This window comes from Mycobacterium sp. PS03-16 (genome assembly GCF_004570325.1).
In the GTDB taxonomy this organism is placed as follows: domain Bacteria; phylum Actinomycetota; class Actinomycetes; order Mycobacteriales; family Mycobacteriaceae; genus Mycobacterium.
On the sequence record NZ_SPQO01000004.1, the window covers coordinates 63,950 to 88,862 of the forward strand.

Consider the following 24,913-nt stretch of genomic DNA (forward strand, 5'->3'; position numbering starts at 1 on the left):
TTCAACCATTTACACGGCTTGTACTCCGCGTGTATACAAGCTGTCGACATATTGTGTCCCAGGTCGTCCACTCGACTCATTGAGAGTCCAGTCACCCGAGAAGAGGAATCACCGATGACATCCCCGCCCGAGAACCAGCACCCGCCGGTGTCCATCTGGCTCACCGAACCTTCTGCGGCGGCCGTGGAGATGGGCTTCCTCGCCGGCTACGACACCGTGGTCCTCGACATCGAGCACGGCCTGTTCGACCTGCGTGAACTCGACTGGATCATCCCGTTCATCCGCGCCAAGGGCATGCGCGTGATCGCCAAGGTGCTCGGCCCCGAGCGCGGCCCGATCCAGCAGGCGCTCGACTTCGGCGCCGACGCGGTGGCGATCCCGCACATCACCTCCGCCGAACACGCCGCGGAGATCTGCGGGTTCGCCAAGTTTCCGCCGCTGGGCGACCGGTCCTTCGCCGGCGGACGGACCACCGGCTACAAGGGGTTCACCGACGACTGGGTCGCGATTCAGGACCGCCAGACGCACTGCTACCCGATGATCGAGGATGCGTCCGCGTTCGACGACATCAAGAAGATCCTCGACCTGCCGATGGTCGACGGGATCTTCGTGGGACCGTCGGACCTGTCGTTGCGCCGGGACCGCGGCGCCTACAGCGTCACCGACGCCGACCTCACCGACCTGCGCCACCTCGCACGCGCGGCCAACGCCGCCGGGAAGCCGTGGCTGCTTCCGGCCTGGAGTGCCGCCGAGCAGCAGCTGGCCGTGGAGGAGGGGGCACACACGATTGTGGCCGCCATGCAGTACGGGGCCATGCTGACCGGGTTCACCGCCATCCGGCAGAGCCTTCAGAAGATCCAGGACGACGTGAGGAGCACCCGATGAGTTTGACCGCCGCCATTGCGCAGTTCGCCCCGTCCGAAGACAAGGCGGCGAACGTCGAGGCGATGATCGACCTGCTGGGGCAGGCGGCCGAGCGCGGAGCCGAGCTGGTGGTGCTCCCCGAGTACGCGGTGTTCACCGTCCCCACGATGGACGACCGCTTCGTCGAGACCGCCGAGTCGCTGGACGGGCCCTCGGTGACCCGCCTCGCGCAGGCCGCCGCCGAGCTGAACCTGACCGTCATCGCCGGCGTGAACGAGACCGCCGAGAACGGCAAGATCCACAACTGCCTGGTCGGAATCCAGGACGGCAAGGTCGCCGCGGTGTACCGCAAGGTCCACCTCTACGACGCGTTCGGATACAAGGAATCCGACCGCGTCATCGCCGCCGACCCGTCGACGCCGCAGCTGCTGAAGGTCAACGGTTTCACCGTCGGCATGCAGACGTGTTACGACCTGCGCTTCCCGGAGACCTCGCGCGCCTTGGTCGACGCGGGTGCCGACGTGATCGCGCTGCCCGCCGAATGGGTTCCCGGACCGCTCAAGGAGTACCACTGGAACACCCTGCTGCGGGCGCGGGCCATCGAGAACACCGTGTTCGTGCTCGCCGCCGACCAGATCGCCCCCGCCGGGTCGGGCAACAGCGTGATCCTCGACCCGATGGGCATCCCGCTGGCCGCCCTGGGTGAAGCCGCCGGGATCGGGGTGGCCCGCCTGGAGCGCAGCCGGCTCGACAGCGTGCGCACGGTCAATCCGGCCCTCACACTCCGGCGCTACCGCGTCCAGCCGGAGGCATGACATGAGGTCGGGTGCCCAGCTGCGGAGGCGGCTGCGCCGCGCCGCCGCGGTCGCCGCGGTCGCGGTGAGCGCCATCGCCCTGTCGTCCTGCGCCGTGCGCGACGGCGAGTACGTGCTGCACTACACGACCTACTCGTCGCCCACCTCGGACCAGTCGCGCACCATGCAGCGGTGGGCGGAGGAGGTCGAGGATCGCACCGAAGGGGGAGTGCGGGTGCAGTTCCACTACTCTCAGAGCCTCGTCGACGCCGGCGAGTCCGTGCAGGCGACGCTGGACGGCCGGGCGGACCTCGCGCAGGTCGGCTCGATCTACGCCGCATCGGACCTGTCGATGTTCACCGTCATCGAACTGCCCTTCGAGACCAACAATCCCGAAGTGCAGATGACGGCCATTGAACGGCTCTACGAGGAGAACACGACCTACCGCGACGACTTCGAGCGTCAGGGCGTGCACCTGCTGTTCCCCTTGCCGCTCGGGATCAACCTGGTGGGGCTCGAGCAGCCCGCCGCCACGCCGCGTGACCTCGCCGGCCGCAGCATCCGGTCCGGCGGCCTCACCTCCGAAGCACTGGTGGCGGTGGATGCGAACCCCGTCGCGATGACGGCCACCGACATCTACGAATCGATGGAGCGGGGTGTCATCGCCGGGTACACCGCGCTGGCCATCGCGAACCTGCCCACCTTCGGGCTGTCGACGACCACGCCGTACCTGGTCGACCCCGGCATCGGCGCCTACTCGTCCTCGATCGTGGTGATCAACGCCGAGCTGTTGGAGTCGATGCCGCAGGAGTTCCAGGACGCGATCGCGGCGGCGTCCGGCAACGCCATCTCCAACGGCCTGGAGGAGATGGACAGGCTGGGCGCGCAGGCATGCAGCGACCTGCGCGCGAGCGGCACGCAGATGTCGACGATGCCGGCCGGGGACGTCGAGGCGTGGAAGGAGCGGGCCGGAATCGCCGAACAGTGGGTCGACCGGTACGCCGAGCGCGGATACGACGCCGCGAGCGTGCTGGCGGACTACCGCCGGATCATCCGCGAGGAAACCGCCGGCTCGAGTTACGCCGATCCGTTCTACGACTGCTTGAAGGGGGAGGAGCTGTGACCGAGAACATCACGTTCCCCCGGCCGGTGACGCTCACCCTACGGGTGCTGAGCATCGTGGCGGGGGTCCTGCTGCTTGGGGTCATCCTGTTGACCGTCGCCGACGTGGTCAGCCGCACCGCCCGCGACCGGTCGATCCTGGGCACCGTCGACATCGCCACCATGCTGCTGGTGGCGATCGCCTTCCTCGGCCTCGCGTCCGCGGAGGTCGAGGGCCGGCATGTGGCGGTCGAGCTGTTCGAGAGCCGGTTCGGTGTGCGGACCCGGGCGGTGTTCTCCGCCATCCGCGCGCTTCTGCTGCTCGGTCTCGGTGTGCTGCTGGTGTGGGGCCTGACCGAAGTCCTCGCCAGCGCGGCCACCCGCGGCGAGACCACCAACACCATTCTCCGACTGCCCACGTGGCCGGCGAAGCTGGTGCTGCTGGTGTCCTTCGTCGCCTTCTTCGTGGTGGCCATCTGGAAGGAGCTGCTGACCGTGGCTGCTCTGCGCGCCGAGCAGAACGGAGCCCACCGATGACCGCCACCACCGGCATCGTCCTGATCGTCGTCCTCGTGCTGTTCTTCGCCCTGCTGGCGATCCGGCTCCACGTGGCGTTCGCGTTGATGATCTCGGCGTTCGCCGGCGTCCTGCTGCTGCGCGGAACCGGCGCGGCGACCAGCACCGTGGCCAATCAGCCCTTCTCCACCGCCGCCGACTACTCGTTGACGATCATCCCGCTGTTCATCGCGATGGGGATCTTCGCGGTCCGGGCGGGCCTCGCCCAGGCCGGCTTCGACCTGGCCTCGGCGGCGTTGCGGCGGCTTCCCGGCGGCGCCGCCCTGGCATCGCTGGCCGGGTCGGGGCTGTTCGCCGCGGTCACCGGGTCGAGCGTGGCGACGGTGGCCACGATGGCGCGGGTCTCGACCGACGCGATCCTGCGCGCCGGCTACAACATCCGGCTCGCCGCCGGTGTGGTCTGCGCCGGTGGCACGCTCGGCGTGCTCATCCCACCCTCGATCGTCCTGGTCCTCTACGGCGTGGTCACCGAGGAGAGCATCGGCCAGCTCCTGATCGCCGGGATCGGGCCGGGGCTGCTCACCATCGCGGTGTACGCGGTCACCATCGTGGCGCTGGTCGCCCGCCAGCGGCGACGCGAACCCGCGCTCGTCGGTGCCGGGGCGTCGGGCACCGATCGAGAGGTGGGCGGCTCGGGCGGCGTCGCGACCGTCGACGGGGAACCCGAGGCACCGACCCGCCTGGACATCACCGGCTTCCTCTACCTGGCGGTGATCTTCGCCGTGTCCATCGGCACGATCTACCTCGGGGTGGCGACCCCGACCGAGGCGGCGTCGTTCGGTGCGCTTGCCGCACTGGTCATCCTGATGGTCCGCACCCGGCCGCCGGCCTGGCTCCGCGAGATCGGCGAATCGCTCCGGGAGACGATCGGTCTGACCGCGATGACCTTCCTGCTGATGGCCGGCGCCGGGGTGTTCACCTACGTGCTGGCGCTCAGCGGGGCGAGCACATCGCTGGTGAGCGCGGTGACCGGAGCCGATCTGCCGCCGTACCTGGTGCTGGTGCTGTGCCTGGCCATCCTGCTGCCGATGGGCATGTTCCTCGACGGCATCTCGATGATCCTGATCGCCGCGCCGCTGCTGCACCCGATCCTGTCCAGCTACGGCTTCGACGGAATCTGGCTGGGTGTGCTGATCGTGAAGGTCGCCGAGATGGCACTGATCACCCCACCCGTCGGGATGAACGCGTTCGTCTACTCGGGTGCGGTGCGGGAGGCCGGATTGGACCGGGTGTTCCGCGGCATCGTCCCGTTCATCGTGGCCGACCTCGTGGTGGTGGCGCTGCTCATCGCCTTCCCCGCGATCGTCACCTTCCTCCCCTCCATGTCGGGCACGCAGTGACCGACCGAATCTCCCTTTGACAGAGAGGCTTTGAGCGAATGTTCCAGATGAACGACATGCCCACCCAGGTCGACCCGGCGCTCCTGGCGGAGCTGCAGGACGTGTGCGTGTCGACCCTCGGCCATCTGCGGGACCACGGGTTCGCGCTCGGGCTGGTGCCCAACCGGCGCCCGATCCGGGTGCTCGGCACGGCGGTGACCGTCCGCATCCCGCACCTGGATTCGACCGCGGTGCACCTGGCGGTCGACCACCTTCGTCCAGGCGACGTGCTGGTGGTCGATCAGTCCGGTGACCACAGCCGGTCCTGCTTCGGGGGCCTGGTGTCGTTCTCCGCCAAGGCGCGCGGCGCTGCCGGTGCGGTGATCGACGGCGCCATCAACGACCACGACGAGACCCAGGCCTACGACTTCCCGGTGTTCTCCCGCGGTTACAGCCCGCTGACCACCCGGATCGGCGGCATCGAGGGGGCGATCAACGTGCCGGTCACCATCGGCGGCGCCGTCGTGCGGCCCGGCGATGTGGTGTTCGGCGACTCCGACGGCGTCGCATTCCTCACGCCCGAGGAGGCCGTCGGCCTCGGCGCCCTGCTCCGCGGGAAGGAAGAGGCCGAGGCGCCGGCGCGCGAGAAGATCGCGGCGGGCGGATCGATCGCGGAGTTCTCCGGCGCCATCGCCCACGCACCGAAGCGCTGATCGGCGACCGAAACTCCGAACGACAAGCGGTGGGCCGGCCCGATGACAGGCCGGCCCACCGTGTCACGGACACTGGACCACATGACAACGAAGTGGGACGTCGTGGTGATCGAGCCGACCGATCCGGGCATCACGAAACCGTCGGACGAGGAACTGCAGGCCACCACCATCGACGGCGCCGACGAGGCCGACGCCCGCCAGATCTACGCCGACCGGCTGCGGGCGACCGAGAACCGTCCCCACACCGCCGTGCAATTGCGCTGCGAGGGACGCATCATCGAGCACTGGCCGCCGCGGTAGCACGCCGCGGACACGAGAGGTTCGCGCACTTCCACGAGCACCCGACGTAGGCTGCGCGGGTGGCTCCCGATGAGCGGCGACTCGACGACCTGAGGCGGCTGCGCCGGGTGCGCGACCGCATCGACCGCGACCACGCCCAGCCGCTGAACGTCGAGGCGCTGGCCCGCGCGGTCGGGATGTCGGCCGGTCACCTGAGCCGCCAGTTCAAACTCGCCTACGGCGAATCGCCGTACAGCTACCTGATGACGCGACGCATCGAACGGGCCATGGCGTTGCTGCGCCGGGGCGACCTCACCGTCACCGAAGTCTGCTTCACCGTGGGCTGTTCGTCTCTGGGCACGTTCAGCACCCGCTTCACCGAACTGGTCGGCATGTCACCCAGCGCCTACCGGCGCAGGCCGTTCGGCGCCGACGGCGAGCCGCCGTCGTGCGTCACCAAGGTGGTCACCAGACCGGTCAGGAATCGAGAAGCGGCGGCACTCACGCACCACTTACGGTGAGCGCCATGGACATCACCATTCACAACACGTTCCTGCCGCACGACGACCCGGAGCAGTCGCTGGCCTTCTACCGCGACGTCCTCGGCTTCGAGGTCCGCCTCGACGTGGGCGGCGGCACGATGCGGTGGATCACCGTGGGGCCGCCCAACCAGCCCGATACCGCCATCGTTCTGCATCCTCCCGCGGTCGACCCCGGCACCACCGACGACGAGCGCCGCACCATCGCCGAGATGATGGCCAAGGGCACCTACGCCATGGTGGTCCTGGCCACCAGGGACCTCGACGCCACCTTCGAGCGGCTGCAGGCCCGCGACGCCGAGATCGTCCAGGAACCCACCGATCAGCCGTACGGTGTGCGCGACTGCGCCGTGCGTGATCCCGCCGGCACCATGATCCGTATCCAGGAGCGACGCTGACGACGATGACGACGACCGCCACCTCCCACGTAGCCGACAGCCATGACGTGATCCGGGTGGTCGGCGCCCGCGAGAACAACCTCACAGGCGTCAGCGTCGAACTGCCCAAACGCCGGCTGACGGTGTTCACCGGCGTCTCCGGGTCGGGCAAGAGCTCGCTGGTGTTCGGCACCATCGCCGCCGAATCGCAGCGGCTGATCAACGAGACCTACAGCGCGTTCGTGCAGGGTTTCATGCCGAGCATGTCGCGGCCGGACGTGGACCTGCTCGAGGGCTTGACCACCGCGATCATCGTCGACCAGGAACGCATGGGTGCCAACCCGCGCTCCACGGTGGGTACGGCCACCGACGCCAACGCGATGTTGCGAATCCTGTTCAGCCGCATCGGGACCCCGCACATCGGGTCGCCTCAGGCGTTCTCGTTCAACGTCGCCTCGATCAGCGGCGCCGGGGCGGTCACCTTCGAGAAGGGCGGCAAGACCGTCAAGGAGCGCCGGGACTTCTGCATCACCGGCGGCATGTGCCCGCGCTGCGAGGGCCGCGGCTCGGTGTCCGACATCGACCTGACCGCGCTCTACGACGCGTCGAAGTCGTTGAACGAGAACGCGCTCACCATCCCCGGCTACAGCATGGACGGCTGGTACGGCCGGATCTACCGCGGCTGCGGCTATTTCGACCCCGACAAGCCGATCCGCGAGTACACCGACAGGGAGCTCGACGACCTGCTCCACAAGGAGCCGACGAAGATCAAGGTCGACGGGGTCAACCTCACCTACGCCGGGCTGATCCCGACGATCCAGAAGTCGTACCTGTCCAAGGACGTCGACGCCATGCAGCCCCACCTCCGCGCGTTCGTCGAGCGGGCAGTGACCTTCACCGTCTGCCCCGAGTGCGACGGCACCCGGCTCACCGCGCTGGCCCGGTCGTCGAAGATCAAGGGCGCGAGCATCGCCGACGTCTGCGCAATGCAGATCAGCGACCTCGCGGACTGGATCCGCGGGCTCGACGAGCCCGGCGTCGGCCCGCTGCTGTCAGGGCTGGGGCACCTGCTCGACTCGTTCGTCGCGATCGGGCTCGGCTACCTCTCGCTGGACCGGCCCGCCGGGACGCTGTCCGGCGGAGAAGCGCAGCGGACGAAGATGATCCGCCACCTCGGATCCTCGCTGACCGATGTCACCTACGTCTTCGACGAACCCACCATCGGGCTGCACCCGCACGACATCGAACGGATGAACGGCCTGCTGCTGCGGCTGCGCGACAAGGGCAACACCGTGCTCGTGGTCGAGCACAAACCCGAGACCATCGCGATCGCCGACCACGTCGTCGACCTCGGGCCCGGCGCCGGCAGCGCGGGCGGCGAGGTGGTGTTCGAGGGCAGCGTGGACGCGCTGCGGTCCAGCGGCACGCTCACCGGACGTCACCTCGACGACCGCGCCGCGCTCAAGCGGACTGTTCGCACACCCACCGGCACACTCCCGATCCGTGGCGCCGCCACCAACAACCTGCGCGACGTCGACGTCGACATCCCGCTCGGTGTGCTCGTGGTGCTGACCGGTGTCGCCGGGTCGGGTAAGAGTTCGCTGATCGACGGCTCGGTGGCCGGGCGCGACGAGGTGGCGGCGATCGACCAGGCACCCATCCGCGGGTCCCGGCGCAGTAATCCGGCCACCTACACCGGGCTGCTCGACCCGATCCGCAAGGCGTTCGCCAAGGCCAACGGGGTCAAACCGGCCCTGTTCAGTGCGAACTCCGAGGGCGCCTGCCCGGCCTGCAAGGGCGCCGGCGTCATCTACACCGAGCTGGGCGTGATGGCGACCGTCGAATCTCCGTGCGAGGAGTGCGAGGGCCGTCGATTCCAGGCGTCGGTTCTCGAATACACGCTCGGCGGCAGGCACATTGCCGACGTTCTCGCGATGCCGGTGTCAGAGGCGCTGACGTTCTTCGGTGACGGCGACGCCCGCACCCCGGCGGCGCACAAGATCCTCGACCGCCTGGCCGACGTCGGCCTGGGGTACCTGACCCTCGGTCAGCCGCTCACCACGCTGTCGGGCGGTGAGCGTCAGCGGCTCAAGCTGGCGACGCGGCTCAGCGAGACCGGTGCCGACAGAAAGGACATCTACGTCCTGGACGAGCCGACCTCAGGTCTGCACCTGGCCGACGTGGCGCAGCTGCTCGCAATGCTCGACCGGCTGGTGGATGCCGGGAAGTCGGTTGTCGTCATCGAACACCATCAAGCGGTGATGGCACACGCCGACTGGATCATCGATCTGGGCCCCGGCGCAGGCCACGACGGTGGCCGCGTCGTCTTCGAGGGCACGCCCGCCGACCTGGTGGCACGGGGATCCACGCTGACGGCCCGCCACCTCGCCGTTTACCTCGACGACTGAATACAGTCGGCTCCAGGCTCCCAGCAACGTTCGAGGCTTACGCGCCGAAGCTGACGCAGAACCTCATAGACGCGAATTCTGTCGGATCCTGCGATCCTGGCAACGGCTCGCTGGAGGTGCGGCGCCTACCGGCCGGCGCGCTCGAGGATGGCGGCGTCGCGATCGACGATGCCGGACATCTCTTCGAGGCTCGACGCGACGCTGCCGAACGCCGCGTGCAGCGCTTCCAGGGATGCCTCATCCGGCGGGTCCGGTAGCGCCGCACACTGCTGCTCCACGTCTCGGGCGCTGGCGACGACCGATTGCAGCGCGCGGGTCAGATCGGGATCGGGCGTGTTCACGATCGCCGACATCTCGACGGTGATGGGCGCGACCATCTGGCGGCAGTAGAACGTGATGTCGGCGACGTCGGCGGCGGCCATCGCCTCCTCCACCCGGGGACGCACCTGGAAGGTCACCTCGGTGACCGTGTCGAGGGTGCCTGACGACGCCACCGCCCACTCCCGCATCGCCTCGATCGCGGCCCGTGTCGGTGGCCGGGCGCCCCAGCCCTCCTGGAGCACCGTCGGCGTGGAGGCCACCGACTCGCGCGTCGGCGCCGCGAGCCGGTCCGGTCCGTCGTCGCCGCCCCTGCCGACGACCAATGCGACCAGCACCACGCCCAAGAGAGCGACGGCGGCCGCGATGGCGAGCGGTTTCCCATACCCGTGCGATTCGTGCGCTGCAGGCGGCGGGGGCGACGGCTCGGGTTGCGCGCTGCGGTGGTCGGTCCACGTCTGGCCGTCGAAGAAGCGGCGTCCCGGTGCGCCGGTCGGGTCGGGATACCACCCGGGAGACGGCGATGGTGCGCCCATGGGCACCGAGCGTAGTGGCGAACGCAACGATCCGGGAGGACCGGGCAGGTCGGCGGGGGCTTCGGCAATTGACGATGTTGTTTATTGGGTGGGTGGCTGGGTACCGCGCAAACACCACAACGAGTACCGGCTGCGGGGAGCCCCGACCCAACGGGAGTGGACACCATGGAAGACGCCCTCAGAGACATGTGGAGATCGGTGGCCAACTTCGCCCCGAAGTTCGTCGCGTTCCTCGTCATCCTGATCATCGGCTGGATCGTCGCGAAATTGATCGCCAAGGCCGTCGACAAAATCCTGGAGAGGGTCGGGTTCGACCGCGCCGTGGAGCGGGGCGGTGTGCGCAAGGCGCTGGCCAGAAGCAACTATGACGCCTCGACGATCGTCAGCAAGATCGTCTACTACGCGCTGCTGCTGTTCGTCCTGCAGATGGCGTTCGGGGTGTTCGGTCCCAACCCGATCAGCGCGTTGCTCTCCGGGGTGATCGGCTTCCTGCCCAGACTGTTCGTCGCGGTGATCATCGTCGTCGTGGCGGCCGCGATCGCGGCCGCGGTGCGCGACATCGTGTCGAACGCGCTGAGCGGGCTGTCCTACGGCAGGTTGCTGGCCAACATCGCCAGTGTCTTCATCCTCGGCCTCGGCATCATCGCCGCGCTCAACCAGGTCGGCATCGCCCTGACCGTGACGCTGCCGGTACTGGTCGCCATTCTCGGCACCATCGGCGGCATCCTGGTGGTGGGTGTCGGCGGCGGCCTGATCAAGCCGATGCAGCAGCGCTGGGAGGACTACCTCACCAGGGCCGAGGACGAGGGCCGCACCATCCGGGCCAAGCTCGCCGACCGCGACAGCGAACGTGCCCGCACCGCCGACGCCACCACCGCGATCCCGGCCGCCGCCACCTCGAGCGGCTACGGCCAGGGCGGTACCCAGCAGGGCGGCTACCCCCAGGGCGGTTACGGCCAGGGCGGTGGTCAGCAGGGTGGCTACGGCCAGGGCGGTCAGCAGGGTGGCTATACGCAGGGCGGTGGCCAGCAGGGCGGCTACCCCCAGGGCGGTGGCTATCCGCAGTCCGGCCCGCCCACCGCGCCGTACTCCCCGCCGGGGACCAGCCCCGGATACTCCGATCCGTACGGCGGACAGCAGCCGGGACCGTCCGGCGGGCAACAGTATCCGTACGGCGGCGGCTACGAGGGCCGGCGCTGACCCAGCGGGTGCGGCCTATAGTCGCGGGGTGTGGGCCCCACCGGCGATGCGCTACCGCTGACCTTCGAGGACGCGCTCGCCGCGGTGGCCGCGGAGACGCGGCGGTTGCGCGCGGGCCGGTCGGGTCGCGTGCTCGTCGGGTTGACCGGACCGCCGGGCACGGGTAAGTCGACCTTCGCCGAGCATCTGGTGGACGCCCTGGGGGACGTCGCCGCGAGCTACGTGCCGATGGACGGATTTCACCTGGCGACAGTCCAGTTGGAACGCCTCGGCCGCCGCGACCGCAAGGGTGCGCCCGACACCTTCGACGTTGACGGGTACGTCGCGACGCTGTCCCGGCTGGCGCCCGCCCACCGCCGGCGGGACGTGTACGTGCCGGATTTCGACCGCAGCATCGAGGAGCCGGTGGCCGCCGGCCGGGTGGTGCCCGCGGTGGCCGACGTGGTGATCACCGAGGGCAATTACCTGGCGCTGTGGGACGACGTGCGTCCCCTGCTGGACCGGCTGTACTACCTCGACTCCGACCGGTCGGTCCGCCACGCGCGCCTGGTGGCGCGGCACACCGCCGGAGGGCGGGACGAAGCGCAGGCGCGTCACTGGGTCGGAGCGGTCGACGAGGCGAACGCCGAGCGGATCGCCGCGACCCGCGACCGCTGCGACCGCGTGCTGATGATCGCGTCGCCGGGCTGACTCAGGGCCGGGTGAGGCGCGCGTAGCGGGCGACGTGGTGGTCGGTCGCCCCGAACTCGTACTGCAGCGCGGTGAGCCGTTTGAAGTAGTGGCCGATCGCCAGCTCTTCGGTCATGCCCATGCCGCCGTGCAGTTGAACCGCGTTCTGGCCGATGAAGCGCGCGGCGCGGCCGATCGTGGCCTTGGCCGCGGACACCGCCCGGGCCCGCTCGTCGTCGCCGTCGTCGAGGTGCAGCACAGCCAGATACGTTGCGGCGACCGACTGTTCGAGCTCCATGTGCATGTCGACCATGCGGTGCTGCAGCGCCTGGAAGCTGCCGATCGGAGTGCCGAACTGGTGACGTTGCTTGCAGTACTCGACGGTGTCGGTGAGGACCCGGCGCATGGCGCCGACCGCCTCGGCGCACACCGCGGCCGCACCCTCGTCGCGGGCGCGAGCGAGCGACGGCCACGCCTGCCCCTCGGCGCCGAGCAGGGCGTCCCCGGGCACCCGGAGCCCGTCGAAGGTGATGTCGGCGGCGCGGCGGTCGTCGACGGTGCGGTACGGGTGTATCACCAGTTCCGTTGCCTCCGAACCGGCGTCGACGAGGAAGAGCGAGATGCCCTCGGCGTCGGCCCGGTCGCCGGATGTGCGCGCGCTCACCACGAGGTAGCCGGCCAGCGGCGCGGAAGCGACCACGATCTTCTCCCCGCGTAGCACCCAGCCGTCGCCGTCGCGTTCGGCGGTGGTGGATACGTGGCGCCAGCTGTCCCCGGCGTCGGTCTCGGTGGCGGCGAGCGCGGCGAGCGCGGTCCCCTCGGTGATCTTCTCCAGCACCGTCGCGGCCGCGGCGCCGCCGGCCCGGTGCAGCAGCCCGCCCGCCACCACCACGGTGTCGACGAACGGCTCCACGACCAGTGCGTGACCGAGCGTCTCGGCGATCACCATGGCCTCCACCGGACCGCCGCCCATACCGCCGGCCTCTTCGGGCAGCGTCGCGCCGAGGATGCCGAGCTCGTCGGCGAAGCCCCGCCAGATGTCGGGCTGCCAACCCGCACCCGTCTTGGCCGCCGAGCGGCTCTTCTCCAGGTCGTATCGGGTCGACAGGAACCTCGTCAGCCCGTCGCGCAGGAGTTCCTGTTCCTTGGTGAGTGAAAAGTCCATCTACAGCCCCAATGCCGCTTTGGCCAGAATGTTGCGCTGGATCTCGTTGCTGCCGGCGTAGATCGATCCGGCGCGATCGTTGAAGTAACGCAGGGGAGCCACCGCCTGCCATGGTTGTCCGCTGACGTAACCGTCGGCCGGAGGCTCGAATTCGGCGACCGGGCCGCCCGGACAGGTGGCGTGTGGTTGGTACACCCGGCCGCGCGGGCCCGCGGCGGCCATGGCGAGCTCGGTCAGGGTCTGGCTGAGTTCGGTGCCGAGCACCTTGAGCATCGACGACGCCGACCCGGGATTTCTGCCCGCCGCCACCGCGGCCAGCACGCGGTACTCGAGGATCTCCAGCACATCCGTGCGGATCCGCGCATCGGCCAGCCGGTGTGCGAACGCGGCGTCGTCGATCAGGCGGCCGCCGTCGGGGCCCGGCTGTTCGGTGGCGACGGTGGCGATCTCCTCGGCGAGCACCTGCAGGGCAGGTGCCGCGGCGCCGCCCCCTCGTTCGAACTCCAGCAGGTACTTCGCCACCGTCCAGCCGTCGTCGATCTCGCCGATGACGTTGGCCTTCGGCACCCGCACCTCGTCGAAGAAGACCTGGTTCTGCACCTCCTCGCCGGACGTCATGACCAGGGGCCGGATCTCGATGCCCGCACTCGCCATGTCGATCAGCAGGAACGTGATGCCCTGCTGCTTCTTTCCGGTGCGGGAGGTGCGCACCAGTGCGAACATCCAATTCGCCTCGGTGGCATGGGTGGTCCAGATCTTGCTGCCCGTGCAGACGAGGTCGTCGCCGTCGTCGACCGCCGCCATGGTCAGGGCCGCCAGGTCGGAGCCGGCTTCCGGCTCGGAGTAGCCCTGGCAGAAGAACACCTCGCCGGTGAGGATGCGCGGCAGGAAGAAGTCCTTCTGCTCCGGTGTGCCGAACTTGATGATCGCGTGCGCCACCATCCGGATGCCCATGGGGGACAACGACGGTGCACCCGCCAGCGTGGACTCGCGGCTGAAGATGTAGTGCTGGGTGAGGCTCCAGTCGCACCCGCCGTACTCCACCGGCCATGCGGGCGCCGCCCAGCCGCGCTCGTGCAGGATCGCCTGCCAGGCCATGCTCGCCTCGTGATCGGCGTACACGCTGGTCATCAGGCGCCCGGCGCGCTGGATGTCGGGCGTCAGCTTCTCGGCGAGGAAGCCGCGCACCTCGTCGCGGAACGCGAGATCGCGATCCGACCACGTCAGATCCATGGGTCACTCCCGTCTACGGTCTGTGTGCACACAGAGTAAACCTAGTTAGTCAAGTGATGCCGCGGGGGCCGTTGTCTGTAACGGACCGTTCCCGGCCGCGATAATGAACCCGTGGAGCGGCGACGCGAGGGCCAGGGCGATCGATCGCCGATGACACTTCTGCGGCAGATGCCGGCCCTGGTGCTGCTGGAGCGTTTTCCGGTTCCGGTGCTGGCGATCGCCGACGACGGCGCGATCCTGTTCGCCAACGAGGCGTTCGCCGACATGGTCGGACACCGCCAGGCAGACGTCGCGACCATGCGCTTTCGCCAGCTCTTCCACACCGTGCCCGCCGATGAGTCGGCGCTGTCAGTGGTGCACGCACACGCCGACCTCGTCGTCGAACTCGCCCACCGCGACGGCTCCATCGTGCGGGCGCGAATGAGCAAGTCGGCGCTGCTGCGCGACGACGACCCCGTCGCGGTGGCGACGTTCCTCGACCTCACCGAGCGGCTCTGGTCCGAAGAGGTCTGATCTGCCGTCAGGCCTGCGGTGGCCGCGGGCGGGTCTCGCGGGCCAAGAACTCCGCGAAGTACTCCTTCGACTCGTCGGTCACGATCGCGGGCAGCACCAGCCGGAACAGCCGGGCCACCCGGTCGCGCAGATCCGTGCCGCCACTGGTGGCGTCCGAGAGCAGGCCGCTGCCGATGAAGGCGCCGACGAGAGTCTCCGAGACCGCGACGATGTCGACGTCGTCGCGGACGTCGCCCTCGGACTGACCCCGGGCGAGATCGTCGGCCATCGCGGTGAGCCAGCCATGGTAGGTACGCTGCGCCGCCTCGCTGTAGCCGGCGAACACCCGCAGAAGGGAGATCCCCACCCGGGCCAACCGGTCGGCGGCGATCTGGTCCACGACCATGAACGTGCCGTGGATGACACTCTCGAGCGCGGGGGAGGACGTATCGCCGATGGTGTCGAAGGTGCCCCGCAGGCGGGCCCCGCCTTCGGCGATGATCACCGCGGCGAGGGCCTCCTTGGAGTCGAAGTGGTAGTAGAGCGCGCCCTTGGTCATCTCGGCGCGATCGATGATGTCGCCCAAACTGGTGGCGGGATAACCCTTTTCACTGAACAGGTCGACGGCGGCATCGATGATCCGGCGTCGGGTCGCCTCGGAGCGAGCCTGGCGAATCACGTGACCACCTCCAGAACACGCCGCTTTCTTCAGCGCATGCTCACAGCGTATCGGCGCGTAGGGGGCTGGCTTTCTTGATGGCCAAGGCGGCGCGGCGGCTGACGAACCGGGACAGATACGCGACCCGGTCCGCGTCGACCAGGCCGGGCAGCACCAGCGTCCAGGCCTGGCGTAACCCCTCGAGGTAGCTCGTGCACTCGTCGACCGAGCTGGTCTGGCGGGTGCCGAGGTAGATGGCGACCAGGGTGCGGGCGGTCTGCTCCGGCGTCACGTCGCCGGTGAGGTCGCCTTCGTCGACGGCCTGGCGGGTGATCACCGACAGCGCTGCCACCCAGGTCTCCACCGCCCGGCTGTGCAGGCCGTCGGTCCGGCCCACCGATTCCAGGAGGTTCAATCCGGCCCGCGCGGTCGCATTGCCGATGTCGTCGAGTGCCACCAGGAATGTGATGTCGACCAGCGTCTCCAGCCCGGAGTGTCGACGGGCGACCACCTCCGCGATCGCCCGGCCGCTGCGGTCCACCCACTGGTCGACGATCTCGGAAGCCAACGCGTACTTCGACCGGAAGTGGTGGTACATCGCCCCCTTCGTGACCGCAGCGTCGGCGAGGATGTCATCGAGGTTGACCAGGCTGTACGGCTTCACGGCGAACTGCACCGCGGCGGATTCGATGATCTGACGCCGTGTGGCGTCCGCTTTCCGATCGACCTGTTCGGCCACTGCGCGCTCCCGGGGGTGTGGATCGCGATTACTTCACGATCGTCAATACCTTAGGTCATCTATCGGGATGCGTAACATCCGAAAGGTATGTAAAGTACGGCGCGTGATGACTTCCGGTCTTACCACCGTCGGCGCCTCGTCCGGCGTCTGCGCGGAAGTCCCCACCCGGTGGGTACGGCGGCCGGCGCTTTCCCCGCGCCCGGACCGATGGTACCTTCATTCGGTTGCCACGGCCTGTACTGGCAAACCCCCTCGAATCCCTGAACAGGCCGTGGCGACCCGGATCCACGCGGCAGCCCCTCGCGATCGCGACATCGTCTCGGTCCAGGGCACCCACCTCGTCGGTTCGCAGCACGCGGTCACCTTTCACCACGAAGTTCCCCCGCGCTGTCGGTCACGCCGCCGCAGCGTCCCGCTTTTCCGTCGGGCGGCCGGGCGTGTCGCCGTTGAGCAATCGCGAGGTACTTAACGCAATGTGGGATCTGGAAGTCGACGTCCTGAGTGTGGGCGGGGTCATCGGGGCGCTGGCCAGTGCGGTGATCTCCGCCGACGCCGACGCCGAGGTGCTGGTGGCTTCCTCACCCGCGCACCACGGCGGCTGGCTCGCCGACGAGGTGGTCGACACCGACACCCACGCCTACTTCGCCTCACTGTGTGAGGGGCTCGCGTCCATCGACCCCCTGCCGGAAGCCGAGCTGCCGGTGCGAGTGGTACGTGACCTGTCGGCGGACGAGCAGCGCAGCCGTACCGTGCCGCCGTTCCGCGGCGGCCGGCTGAGAAACTGGGTGGTGCAGTGCCTCACGTCGCCCTACGGGCTGATGCACACCAGGGTGGCCGGGTGGGCGACGACGACCATGCGCACCGCCGATGACGAACCTGTCGAGGCGAAACTCATCGGCACCATGGCGGTCCCGCCGGCCGGCGGGACGAACCCCCTGGTCGGCTGGCTGTTCGACGAGGCGCACGGCCGGGGGATCGATGTCCGCGCAGACGCCCGACTGCAACGCCTCGTATTCGAGGACGGCGTCGTGGCCGGCGCGGTGCTCGCCACCTCGACCGGTCCCTGCCTGGTCCGCGCCCGGCACGGCGTCACGCTGGCCCCCGGCGTCATGCCGATCACCGACGGCTGTGGCGACTTCCGCGCGGGCGACGAGGTCGAGGTCGCGCTCGTGCGTCAGACGGCCAGCCGCTTCGCCCGGGTCGAGGTGCTGTCGAACACGCCGCCGGGGCCGTCCCGCAGCGCCACCTGCGCCGGCACCACGCGGGTGCTGACACATCAGCTGCGTGATGCGCGGCGGGGCCGGTCAGAGACCCGGCGTTATCGAGAAGTGAACGGGCACCCGCCGCGCAACCAGTAGCCGCTCCATCTCCTCACCTGCAATGGGCCGCGACAGCAGGAAGCCCTGGGCTCGGTGACACCCGTGGCGCAGCAGCGTCATCGCGCCGACCTCCGTCTCCACCCCTTCGGCCACCAACTCCAGGCCGAATGCCTCGGCCAGCGCGACGATTGCGCGGATGATCGCGAGGTCGCCGGGGTTGCACCCGAGGTCTCGCACGAAGCTCCGGTCGATCTTCAATGTGTCCACCGGCAGCGACTTGAGCAGCGACAGGACGCTGTAGCCGGTGCCGAAGTCGTCGATCGCCACTTTCACACCGGCGTTCTTCAGCCCGGCGAGCGTCACCCGGGTGGTCTCGATGTCCTGGACGACGACACTCTCGGTGATCTCCAGACAGATGGAGCCGCGCTCGAGCGCGAAGTCGCGCATCACCGCCTCGACCGACTCGACGAAGCCCTCGGTCACCAGCTGCACCGGCGAGACGTTGATTCGCATCACGACATCGCGGGCCAGCCCCGCCGCCCGCCACCGTGCGAACTGCGCGCACGCGGTGCGCATCACCCAGCGACCCAATTCGCCTGCCAGATTGATGGATTCGGCCACCCCGATGAACGAGTCGGGAGCCAGCAGGCCGCGCGTCGGGTGCTGCCAGCGCACGAGCGCCTCGGTCGCCAGGATCGCCCCCGTGCGCATGTCGACTTCGGGCAGGTAATGCAGCAGCAGGGCGCCGCTGTCCACGACGTTCTGCAGGTGCAGTTCGATGTCGTTGCGCAGCTGGCTTTCCAGCGACATCCGGTGGGAGAACACCGCGATGTGGTTGCCGCCGCCGTTCTTGGCGCTCATCACCGCCTGGTCGGCCCGGCTGAGCAGATCCGACGTGTCATCGATCCCCGGGCTGCCGACCGCCACGCCGACGCTGACCGTGCGGGTGAGCATCTCGCCGTCGATCGAGACGCGCTCGTGCAGCATCGACTGCAGCCGGTAGGCCAGCGCCTCGGCGGCGGACACGGCCATCGGGGCCGAGGGCACGACGACGAACTCGTCGCCACCGAGCCGGGCGATGAACATCTCGCCGTCGTGTGCCTGCGCGAGCCGTTCGGCCTGGATGCGGATGAACCAGTCCCCGGCGGTGTGGCCCAGGTAGTCGTTGATCGCCTTGATCCGGTCGAGGTCGAAGAACAGCACCGCGACCGGGCCCGGCCGTCCCGCGGCCAGCCGGTTGCCGAGGTGCGACAGCAGCGCGCGGCGGTTGTGCAGACCGGTGAGGTCGTCGTGGTCGGCCAGGAAGCGCAGCCGCTCCTCGGCGCCGATGCGGGCGAATACCTGCGCGAACAGCGATGCGATCGCCTGCAGGGCGTTGACTTCGGCCTGCGGCCACTCGCGGTGCCGGTAGGCGACGAGGCCGAGGATGCCGGTGGTGGTGTCTCCGGAACGCAGCGGCACCTCCGCGAGCGTGGTGGGGCCGGCCTGCCCCGCGGGCACTTGCGGCGCCTGCGGGCGCAGGATCAGCGGTTCGGCCAGGTGCTCGGTCTGCGCGAACAGCGGCTCGGCGTCGGCGAAGTACACGACCCGGAACGGGTCCTCCGGGGAGTGCTGCGGCCGCGGGGGCCACTCGGCGACCACCTCGGAAGAGCGCAGCCGTTGATCGTGATGGCGCAGGAATGCCAGGTCCACACCGAAGTAGGTGGCCAGATCGGCGAGTACGCGCCGGCTCACCTCGGCCGAGGTGGCCGCGGTGACCGCCATCAGCTGCGTCGCCACGTTCGTGACGACGAGCTCGAGATTGGGTGCCACCCGTCCTCCGGTTCCTCCGTCAGCCCGCCGCCGGGTTGGTGCGCACCCGACGCCTGCTCCGCAGCGATGGCCGCGGTGCGATCGAGAAGCGCAACACCAGAGCCTGGCCCTCGTGTGACGCGGTGCCGGTCAATGTCCGGAAAGTGTATTGCAGCCGCTCGAGCTCCAAGGCGTACGAACCCGACAACTCCACCCGGTCACGGTCGTCATGGGCGTAGAGAAACGGCGGCGAGACCGGTTGCACCGCCACGCCGTGTTCCTCGGCTGCGATCCACACCGCCTCCATCGCCGAACCGCCGCGGGCGTAGTCGGCCAGCGTCTGGCCGTCGATCACCACCACGCCGAGTGCGGCGCTGGCCGTGACGCGGTCGTAGGTGTCCTCGCCGAGCGCCGTGCCGGCGTCCCAGCGCGCCAGGTTGGCCATCACCTCCGGGCGGCGCAGGATGTCGAGCTTCACCAGATCGGTCCGGCTCAGTTCGAGGCTGCGCACGTCGATCCCGGAATCCGGCGCCGGATCGCCCGGCCACCGCAGTTCCGAGAACATCTCGGCGTGCAACCGTGGGGTGAGATAGCGGATCCGGTCGGCCGCCGCCAGGATCTCCGCGGCCCGGGCGACGTCAGACGACTCGGTGAGCAGGGCCAGCCGGGCGCCCTCGGTGCGAGCCGCCTCGTGCAACGCCTGCACCGCGTCCGCGCCCAGAGGTGTCGACGAACCGTGCCGCCGGTTGGTCTCCCGGCGCAGCATCGCGCCATAGTGCCGGGCCAGCGCCGGATCGCCGCCGTGTCCCAACCGGATGGCCGCGTGCAACGGTGTGCCCTCGTCGGCGCGCTCGATGACCACCTCGGCGGCGCGGTGTCGCGCCGCAGCGGCCACACGGGCGTTGTAGACGGCCGCGCCCAACGCCACCGCGCTGCCGCGGAAGCCGACGTCCATCGTGGTGGTCGCCTCCGGAGCCAGCCGCACGTGCACGACGCCGTCGCGCACGTCGATGCGCCAGGGTTGCGCGTTGCCGCCGGACGGCGCGCGCTCGGCCGCCGCCGCAACGAGTTCGACGACGTCGCCGGCGTCGGCCTCCGTGGGCGGCGCCTCGCCGTCGTCGGTCGGTTCGGGCCAAGCCAGCGGATCATCCACGCGGTCCAGTGCGGCGGCGGTGTCGATGCGCACCCGCCCCGACGGCAACGCTTCGCCCAGGCCGATCCTGCGCACCGCTTCGGTCACCGCGGTCGCCCCGAGCGCGACCTCACCTGCGAGCTGCGGCCACGTCGTCAGGCTGGTGCCCACCTCCACCAGGGAGGCCGCCATCCGTGGCGACAGTGCGCCGGCGTCAAGGATCCGCAGCACATACGGGACCTTGTCCCGGCTGCTCAGACCGGCCAGCGTCGCGGCGTCGATGTCGCCGAGGAGGCCGTGCAGCAGGGGACGGGCGGGGTCGAGGTCGAAGCGTTCGACGTCGAGCAGGCCGCGGTCGCTCGTGGCCATCAGCACCGGAAGCCCAAGGGCGCGGGCACGTTCGCGCACCAGCACCTTCGCGTCGAGCGAGTCGCATTCCTCCACGACGACGTCCAGACCGTCGAGGAAGGCGTCGACGCCGTCCGCGGTCACCCCGTCGGGCACCACGTGCACCGGCAGGTACGGGTCCAACTCGGCGATCCGCCGGGCCGCCACGACGGCCTTGTTGACGCCGATGTCGAGCAGGCTCGCCGGCACCCGGTTCAGATTGGTCAACTCGAGTTCGTCGTAGTCGGCCAGCCGCAGTTCACCGCACACCCCCTGCGCCGCCAGGGTGTGCGCGACCGCGTGCCCGACGCTGAGCCCGATCACCCCGACCCGCAGCCGGCCGAGTTGGTCCTGTTCCCGGGCCGTGATCAGGTTGCGGTTACGGTCCAGCCGCAGCCGGCGGTGCCCGCGCGGTCCCAGCACCGAGATCGCGGTCCGGCGCCACGGGAAGTACACCCACCGCGGTTCTTCGTCGACCACGTCGGCCTCGGCGGGCGGGCACAGTCCTGATAGTGCGGCACGCAACCGGTGCGCGGTGTCGACGAAGTCGATCCGCGGGTCGGCCCGTAACCGCGCCAGCTCCGCCCGGTCGCGGTCGTCGTCCTCGGCGAGGACGATGGCCCGGTGGGCGGTCGGGTCGGTGCCGTCGGGGGCCGTCACGGAGTCGCACCGGCGGACGCGAGTTCGCTCATCCCGTCCTGCCGGGCGGCGATGACGCGGGCCTCCGCGAAGATCGTCGAAAGCTGCTTGGGGTCGGCATGGTTGGCGAACGTCCGCCGGTCCCACCACATCATCTTGGTCTGATACCGCGCGTCCGGATAAGGCGTCGCGGGAATCTTGGCGGCCAGCACGCCGCCCGAGGATAGCCACCGGTTCAGCACATATGCCGCGGCGGTGGCGACCGCGAATTGAGAATCGAGTAGAGCTAATGAATGGAGCGGGAATCGCGCCAACACGTCGGTGAGTGCGCGGCTCTGTTCGGGATGGTCGGTGACCCATGCGGATTTGATTTCCACCACACCGAACGGGAGGCGGTCGCCCACCATTTTGCGGACCGCGTCCAACCCGGTCTGCCCGTTCCACTCCTCGACCGCATGGCACTCGTCGACAGCGGTGTACGGCCCCTTGGCGCGCACTCCGCCGACGACTGCGCCCGCATCGTTGAGGCCGACGCAGAACAGCGCGGTGGAGTCGGTGCGGCGCGCGGTGATGTCGAGTGCGCGCTCCACGCCGTGCTTCTGATAGCTGAGCTGCGCTCCGCGAACATAGTCGGCCCACAGTTCGGGCTCGGACGCGGGAGACGCCAGCACGATGGAGCAGTCGCTTCCCGGATCCCACCAGGTGGTGGTCTGGTCGAATACCGGCAGGCCGTGGCTCGAGGTGTCTAGCTGGGCAGCAGTCATGAGTGTCCGTCCTTCGGGCAGCCGCACACGGGGGAGGGCGCGGCTGAGCGGGGTGCGCGTCACGCGGTGTTGCGATTCCGCGATCTTGAGTATCCCGCTCACAGTGGGTTGCATTCCAGCTAGCGAGAAAATCTTGTCCAGTGTTGCGCGATCCGGATACCCCGCAGAGGCGCGTTTATGCAGCTGTCGCCAAAGTTGGCAATCGCCTCGGAGTTGGTCCCCGCTGGTTGTTTGTGCAAAGTACCCATCTGGCGAACTCGTCAAATCCAGACGGGCCGATTTAAGGCTCGGCCGGCCCTCGCGCCGGGTTTCCCTCGTGTTTGCCGAATGAGCGCGGTGTCGGGGCGTGGTGCGGGGCTCCGCGAAGGGGGGCACCGACCGCCCGGGACGCCGTCCGCCACGGGCCGGGAGTATGCGGCCGGGCGTGGGCGCCCGAGGTGCCGACGCGTCACCGGATGCCGGGGCGCGAGGTGGCCACAGGGCTCGGGCGGTCTGGGGCGGGCGGCGCGTCGGCGTGCCCCGGCCGAGCCGGGCGTTGCCGGCGCGCGCGGCGCCGCGGCGCTTTGCCAGCAAGGCCCGCTCGCCACACGAAACGGCGTTGTGCTGGAAGCTGGGGAGGGAGTCCGGCGGCCGGTTGCGCGGAACGGCGGGACGGCCTATGCGCGCAGAGGGTCGTCGTGAAACGGGTGTGCGGTGAGCGGCACGCCGACTTCCGTGCGCCGGTGCGGCTGTGGCGGACAGGGGATCGACGAATCGCCATGCGCCGGGAATCTCACGCGCTGTCCGGTACCGGTCATTTTCGGTCCCGTCAGTAATCGCTGCGTCGTTGCGTAATGCAGAATCGCAGGATTGCTCGCGACCATTTCCGTGGCATTCGACGCCCGACCCGGCCGCCGATGGCGGAATTGCTCACAGCGGCTGCCGTTCCGAATGCGGTGGGAAAGCCTTTAGGCGAGAATCGGGTGTGAGTGCGCGCGACCGGATGGCGGAGAGGGGGCCGTCGTGGTCGCGGTAAATACACTCCGCGAAGCGGTGGATTAAACCAAGTGGTGCGAATTCAGCAAATTCAGCCGTCGGCCGCTGCGCTCGGTCGCGACCCTCCCGGGGGCCGCCCCGCGCAGCCTGGGAGGGGCCGCGAACCGTAGATTGCTCCCCAGCGGGGGAGGCGCCACCCGCGGAAGGAGAGGAGACGTCCGTGCAGACCTTCAGTGGACTGGATGAGTTCGCGGCGGCGGAGGGCAGTGCCCTCGGCCCGACCGAATGGCTCGAGATCACGCAGGAGCGGGTGAACCTGTTCGCCGACGCCACCGATGACCACCAGTGGATCCACGTCGATCCGGAGCGGGCGGCGGACGGACCGTTCGGCGGTGCGATCGCGCACGGTCTGCTGACGCTGTCCCTGCTGCCGCGCTTCAGCCACGACCTGTACCGGGTCGACAACATCGCGATGGCGATCAACTACGGCTACAACAAGGTTCGGTTCATCAACCCGGTCAAGGTCGGCGCGCGGGTGCGCGCACGCGGGGAGATCACCAAGGTGGACCGCCTCGACGGCGCCGTTCAGGCCACCACGACGATCACCGTGGAGATCGAGGGAGCCGAGAAGCCGGCGGCGGTGGCCGAAGCGATCGTGCGCTTCATCGGTTGAGTGGGTCGGCCGGTCAGGAGCCCTGGCGTTTGCGCGCCGCCTTGACCAGCCCGCCGCCGATGATGAGCCGCTGGATCTCGCTGGTGCCCTCGTAGAGGCGCAGCAGGCGCACGTCACGGTAGATCCGTTCCACCGGGACGTCGCGCATGTATCCGGCGCCGCCGTGCACCTGCACGGCCAGATCGGCCACGCGGCCGGCCATCTCGGTGCAGAACACCTTGGCCGCCGACGGGGCGATCCGCCGGTCCTCCCCGCTGACCCATTGCCGCGCCGCGTCGCGCACCAGCGCGCGGCCGGCCATCACCTCGGTCTGCTGATCGGCCAGCATCGCTTGAACCAGTTGGAACTCGCCGATCGGTTGGCCACCCTGGGTGGCGGTGGCCGCGTAGGACACCGACTCGTCCAGCGCGCGCTGCGCAGCGCCGACCGCGAGTGCGGCGATGTGCACCCGGCCCCGCGCCAGCGACGTCAGCGCCGCGCGGTACCCGATGTCCTCGGCGCCGCCGATCAGCGCGTGAGCGCCCACCCGAACGTCGTCGAAGGAGACGTCCGCGGTCCACGCGCCCTCCTGGCCCATCTTCGCGTCCTTGGCGCCAACGCGGACCCCGGCGGCATCGGCCGGGATGAGGAACACCGCGATGCCCGGGCCGTCGGCGTCGGCCGGCCGGGTGCGCGCGAACGTCACGAACAGGTCGGCCGTCGGGGCGTTGGTGATGTACTGCTTGCTGCCGCTGATCACCCAGTCCGCACCCTCGCCGACGCCGTCACGCACCGCCCGCGTGCGCAGCCCGGCGGGATTGGAACCCGCGCCGGGTTCGGTGAGCGCGAACGAGGCGACGACCTCGCCCGAGGCGATCCCGGCCAGCCACCGCTGCTTCTGCTCGTCGGTGCCGAAGCCGACGAGGACCTGACCGGCGATGCCGTTGTTGGTGCCGAACATCGATCGCAGCGCCAGCGACGTATAGCCGAACTCCATCGCCAGCTCCACGTCCTGGCGCAGGTCGAGGCCCAGGCCGCCCCATTCCTGCGGGATCGCGTAGCCGAACAACCCCATCTTCTTGGCCTGCTCGCGCAGGTCGTCGGGCACCCGGTCGCCGTCGGCGATCTCCGACTCCCGCGGTAACACCGCGGTGCGGATGAAATGCCTTGTCTGGGCGAGGATCTCACCGAAGTCCTCGTCACTGACCTCGCTCATCGGGTGACCTCCTGTCGGATCGGCTGGCCACAAATATCGTATATGAAATAAGATCGGC

General features: G+C 69.5%; 24 protein-coding genes. 15 read left to right on the forward strand and 9 right to left on the reverse strand.

The annotated features are described in order from the left end of the window. Positions 1–114: 114 nt before the first annotated feature. The 10 genes from E4P42_RS04830 to E4P42_RS04875 all read left to right on the forward strand — a co-directional run bounded on the left by E4P42_RS04830 (position 115) and on the right by E4P42_RS04875 (position 8,970). Positions 115–885 (forward strand): HpcH/HpaI aldolase/citrate lyase family protein, encoded by a 771-nt coding sequence (locus E4P42_RS04830; RefSeq protein ID WP_135123578.1) that lies wholly within the window; start codon positions 115–117, stop codon positions 883–885. Then, complete coding sequence (locus E4P42_RS04835) at positions 882–1,679, forward strand: carbon-nitrogen hydrolase family protein (RefSeq protein ID WP_135123580.1); 798 nt, start codon at positions 882–884, stop codon at positions 1,677–1,679. The genes E4P42_RS04830 and E4P42_RS04835 overlap by 4 nt, the downstream gene beginning before the upstream one ends. Position 1,680: 1 nt before the next feature. Further along, entirely contained in the window at positions 1,681–2,781 is a 1,101-nt protein-coding gene (gene dctP, locus E4P42_RS04840) for a TRAP transporter substrate-binding protein DctP (RefSeq protein ID WP_135123582.1), read from the forward strand. Next, positions 2,778–3,296 (forward strand): TRAP transporter small permease subunit, encoded by a 519-nt coding sequence (locus tag E4P42_RS04845; protein WP_135123584.1) that lies wholly within the window; start codon positions 2,778–2,780, stop codon positions 3,294–3,296. The genes dctP and E4P42_RS04845 overlap by 4 nt, the downstream gene beginning before the upstream one ends. Beyond that, positions 3,293–4,675, forward strand: a complete 1,383-nt coding sequence (locus tag E4P42_RS04850; RefSeq protein WP_135123586.1) for a TRAP transporter large permease — start codon at positions 3,293–3,295, stop codon at positions 4,673–4,675. The genes E4P42_RS04845 and E4P42_RS04850 overlap by 4 nt, the downstream gene beginning before the upstream one ends. A 38-nt stretch (positions 4,676–4,713) precedes the next feature. After that, entirely contained in the window at positions 4,714–5,367 is a 654-nt protein-coding gene (locus E4P42_RS04855) for an RraA family protein (RefSeq protein WP_135123588.1), read from the forward strand. An 81-nt stretch (positions 5,368–5,448) separates the two neighbouring features. Next, positions 5,449–5,667, forward strand: a complete 219-nt coding sequence (locus E4P42_RS04860) for a hypothetical protein (protein WP_135123590.1) — start codon at positions 5,449–5,451, stop codon at positions 5,665–5,667. 59 nt (positions 5,668–5,726) lie between these two features. Next, positions 5,727–6,167 (forward strand): helix-turn-helix transcriptional regulator, encoded by a 441-nt coding sequence (locus tag E4P42_RS04865; protein ID WP_135123592.1) that lies wholly within the window; start codon positions 5,727–5,729, stop codon positions 6,165–6,167. A gap of 5 nt (positions 6,168–6,172) precedes the next feature. After that, positions 6,173–6,583 (forward strand): VOC family protein, encoded by a 411-nt coding sequence (locus E4P42_RS04870; RefSeq protein ID WP_135123594.1) that lies wholly within the window; start codon positions 6,173–6,175, stop codon positions 6,581–6,583. 5 nt (positions 6,584–6,588) lie between these two features. Continuing rightward, the gene (locus tag E4P42_RS04875) at positions 6,589–8,970 is read left to right on the forward strand and encodes an excinuclease ABC subunit UvrA (protein ID WP_135123599.1); all 2,382 of its coding nucleotides are present in this window, start codon (positions 6,589–6,591) and stop codon (positions 8,968–8,970) included. A gap of 125 nt (positions 8,971–9,095) precedes the next feature. Here the strand turns inward: E4P42_RS04875 and E4P42_RS04880 are convergent, their stop codons facing one another. Further along, positions 9,096–9,824 (reverse strand): DUF2510 domain-containing protein, encoded by a 729-nt coding sequence (locus E4P42_RS04880; RefSeq protein WP_135123609.1) that lies wholly within the window; start codon positions 9,822–9,824, stop codon positions 9,096–9,098. Between the two features lie 165 nt (positions 9,825–9,989). Here E4P42_RS04880 and E4P42_RS04885 point away from each other — a divergent pair, with 165 nt between their 5' ends. Continuing rightward, a complete protein-coding gene (locus tag E4P42_RS04885) occupies positions 9,990–11,024 on the forward strand; it encodes a hypothetical protein (RefSeq protein WP_135123611.1) in 1,035 nt (344 codons plus the stop codon). A gap of 30 nt (positions 11,025–11,054) precedes the next feature. Further along, the gene (locus tag E4P42_RS04890; RefSeq protein WP_245233891.1) at positions 11,055–11,714 is read left to right on the forward strand and encodes a nucleoside/nucleotide kinase family protein; all 660 of its coding nucleotides are present in this window, start codon (positions 11,055–11,057) and stop codon (positions 11,712–11,714) included. 1 nt (position 11,715) lies between these two features. Here the strand turns inward: E4P42_RS04890 and E4P42_RS04895 are convergent, their stop codons facing one another. Together E4P42_RS04895 and E4P42_RS04900 are read right to left on the reverse strand one after the other, a co-directional pair. Further along, the gene (locus E4P42_RS04895) at positions 11,716–12,858 is read right to left on the reverse strand and encodes an acyl-CoA dehydrogenase family protein (protein WP_135123614.1); all 1,143 of its coding nucleotides are present in this window, start codon (positions 12,856–12,858) and stop codon (positions 11,716–11,718) included. Continuing rightward, on the reverse strand, positions 12,859–14,091 hold the full coding sequence (locus E4P42_RS04900; RefSeq protein ID WP_135123616.1) for an acyl-CoA dehydrogenase family protein: 1,233 nt from the start codon (positions 14,089–14,091) through the stop codon (positions 12,859–12,861). Between the two features lie 150 nt (positions 14,092–14,241). Here E4P42_RS04900 and E4P42_RS04905 point away from each other — a divergent pair, with 150 nt between their 5' ends. Next, positions 14,242–14,604 carry a PAS domain S-box protein gene (locus E4P42_RS04905; protein WP_209305695.1) on the forward strand — a complete coding sequence of 121 codons (363 nt, stop codon included), beginning with the start codon at positions 14,242–14,244 and terminating at the stop codon, positions 14,602–14,604. A gap of 7 nt (positions 14,605–14,611) precedes the next feature. Here E4P42_RS04905 and E4P42_RS04910 read toward each other — a convergent pair whose 3' ends face one another. Beyond that, a complete protein-coding gene (locus E4P42_RS04910; RefSeq protein WP_135123620.1) occupies positions 14,612–15,262 on the reverse strand; it encodes a ScbR family autoregulator-binding transcription factor in 651 nt (216 codons plus the stop codon). 40 nt (positions 15,263–15,302) lie between these two features. Then, positions 15,303–15,980, reverse strand: coding sequence for a TetR/AcrR family transcriptional regulator (locus tag E4P42_RS04915; protein WP_135123622.1), 678 nt, complete (start codon positions 15,978–15,980; stop codon positions 15,303–15,305). Between the two features lie 473 nt (positions 15,981–16,453). Here E4P42_RS04915 and E4P42_RS04920 point away from each other — a divergent pair, with 473 nt between their 5' ends. Continuing rightward, positions 16,454–17,338 (forward strand): FAD-binding protein, encoded by an 885-nt coding sequence (locus E4P42_RS04920; RefSeq protein WP_135123624.1) that lies wholly within the window; start codon positions 16,454–16,456, stop codon positions 17,336–17,338. On the opposite strand, the gene E4P42_RS04925 is transcribed toward E4P42_RS04920, so the two are convergent. The 3 genes from E4P42_RS04925 to E4P42_RS27360 are packed head-to-tail and all read right to left on the reverse strand — an operon-like array spanning position 17,285 to position 22,012. Further along, positions 17,285–19,111, reverse strand: a complete 1,827-nt coding sequence (locus E4P42_RS04925) for a bifunctional diguanylate cyclase/phosphodiesterase (protein WP_135123626.1) — start codon at positions 19,109–19,111, stop codon at positions 17,285–17,287. The genes E4P42_RS04920 and E4P42_RS04925 overlap by 54 nt on opposite strands. 19 nt (positions 19,112–19,130) lie before the next feature. Continuing rightward, on the reverse strand, positions 19,131–21,269 hold the full coding sequence (locus tag E4P42_RS04930) for an Rv1355c family protein (protein WP_245233892.1): 2,139 nt from the start codon (positions 21,267–21,269) through the stop codon (positions 19,131–19,133). After that, entirely contained in the window at positions 21,266–22,012 is a 747-nt protein-coding gene (locus tag E4P42_RS27360) for a hypothetical protein (RefSeq protein ID WP_245233893.1), read from the reverse strand. Before E4P42_RS27360 ends, E4P42_RS04930 begins: the two co-directional genes overlap by 4 nt. A 1,195-nt stretch (positions 22,013–23,207) precedes the next feature. On the opposite strand from E4P42_RS27360, the gene E4P42_RS04935 reads away from it, so the two are divergent. Continuing rightward, positions 23,208–23,660, forward strand: a complete 453-nt coding sequence (locus E4P42_RS04935) for a MaoC family dehydratase (RefSeq protein ID WP_135123630.1) — start codon at positions 23,208–23,210, stop codon at positions 23,658–23,660. Positions 23,661–23,673: 13 nt separating this feature from the next. Here E4P42_RS04935 and E4P42_RS04940 read toward each other — a convergent pair whose 3' ends face one another. Then, the gene (locus E4P42_RS04940; protein ID WP_135123632.1) at positions 23,674–24,855 is read right to left on the reverse strand and encodes an acyl-CoA dehydrogenase family protein; all 1,182 of its coding nucleotides are present in this window, start codon (positions 24,853–24,855) and stop codon (positions 23,674–23,676) included. Positions 24,856–24,913 lie beyond the last annotated feature (58 nt).

Coding starts and splice junctions, on each gene's coding strand:
- E4P42_RS04900 (WP_135123616.1), bottom strand. CDS start 14,091: ATGGATCTGACGTGGTCGGATCGCGATCTCGCGTTCCGCGACGAGGTG.
- E4P42_RS04870 (WP_135123594.1), top strand. CDS start 6,173: ATGGACATCACCATTCACAACACGTTCCTGCCGCACGACGACCCGGAG.
- E4P42_RS04835 (WP_135123580.1), top strand. CDS start 882: ATGAGTTTGACCGCCGCCATTGCGCAGTTCGCCCCGTCCGAAGACAAG.
- E4P42_RS04885 (WP_135123611.1), top strand. CDS start 9,990: ATGGAAGACGCCCTCAGAGACATGTGGAGATCGGTGGCCAACTTCGCC.
- E4P42_RS27360 (WP_245233893.1), bottom strand. CDS start 22,012: ATGACTGCTGCCCAGCTAGACACCTCGAGCCACGGCCTGCCGGTATTC.
- E4P42_RS04855 (WP_135123588.1), top strand. CDS start 4,714: ATGTTCCAGATGAACGACATGCCCACCCAGGTCGACCCGGCGCTCCTG.
- E4P42_RS04860 (WP_135123590.1), top strand. CDS start 5,449: ATGACAACGAAGTGGGACGTCGTGGTGATCGAGCCGACCGATCCGGGC.
- dctP (WP_135123582.1), top strand. CDS start 1,681: ATGAGGTCGGGTGCCCAGCTGCGGAGGCGGCTGCGCCGCGCCGCCGCG.
- E4P42_RS04895 (WP_135123614.1), bottom strand. CDS start 12,858: ATGGACTTTTCACTCACCAAGGAACAGGAACTCCTGCGCGACGGGCTG.
- E4P42_RS04830 (WP_135123578.1), top strand. CDS start 115: ATGACATCCCCGCCCGAGAACCAGCACCCGCCGGTGTCCATCTGGCTC.
- E4P42_RS04940 (WP_135123632.1), bottom strand. CDS start 24,855: ATGAGCGAGGTCAGTGACGAGGACTTCGGTGAGATCCTCGCCCAGACA.
- E4P42_RS04850 (WP_135123586.1), top strand. CDS start 3,293: ATGACCGCCACCACCGGCATCGTCCTGATCGTCGTCCTCGTGCTGTTC.
- E4P42_RS04905 (WP_209305695.1), top strand. CDS start 14,242: ATGACACTTCTGCGGCAGATGCCGGCCCTGGTGCTGCTGGAGCGTTTT.
- E4P42_RS04875 (WP_135123599.1), top strand. CDS start 6,589: ATGACGACGACCGCCACCTCCCACGTAGCCGACAGCCATGACGTGATC.
- E4P42_RS04880 (WP_135123609.1), bottom strand. CDS start 9,824: ATGGGCGCACCATCGCCGTCTCCCGGGTGGTATCCCGACCCGACCGGC.
- E4P42_RS04920 (WP_135123624.1), top strand. CDS start 16,454: ATGTGGGATCTGGAAGTCGACGTCCTGAGTGTGGGCGGGGTCATCGGG.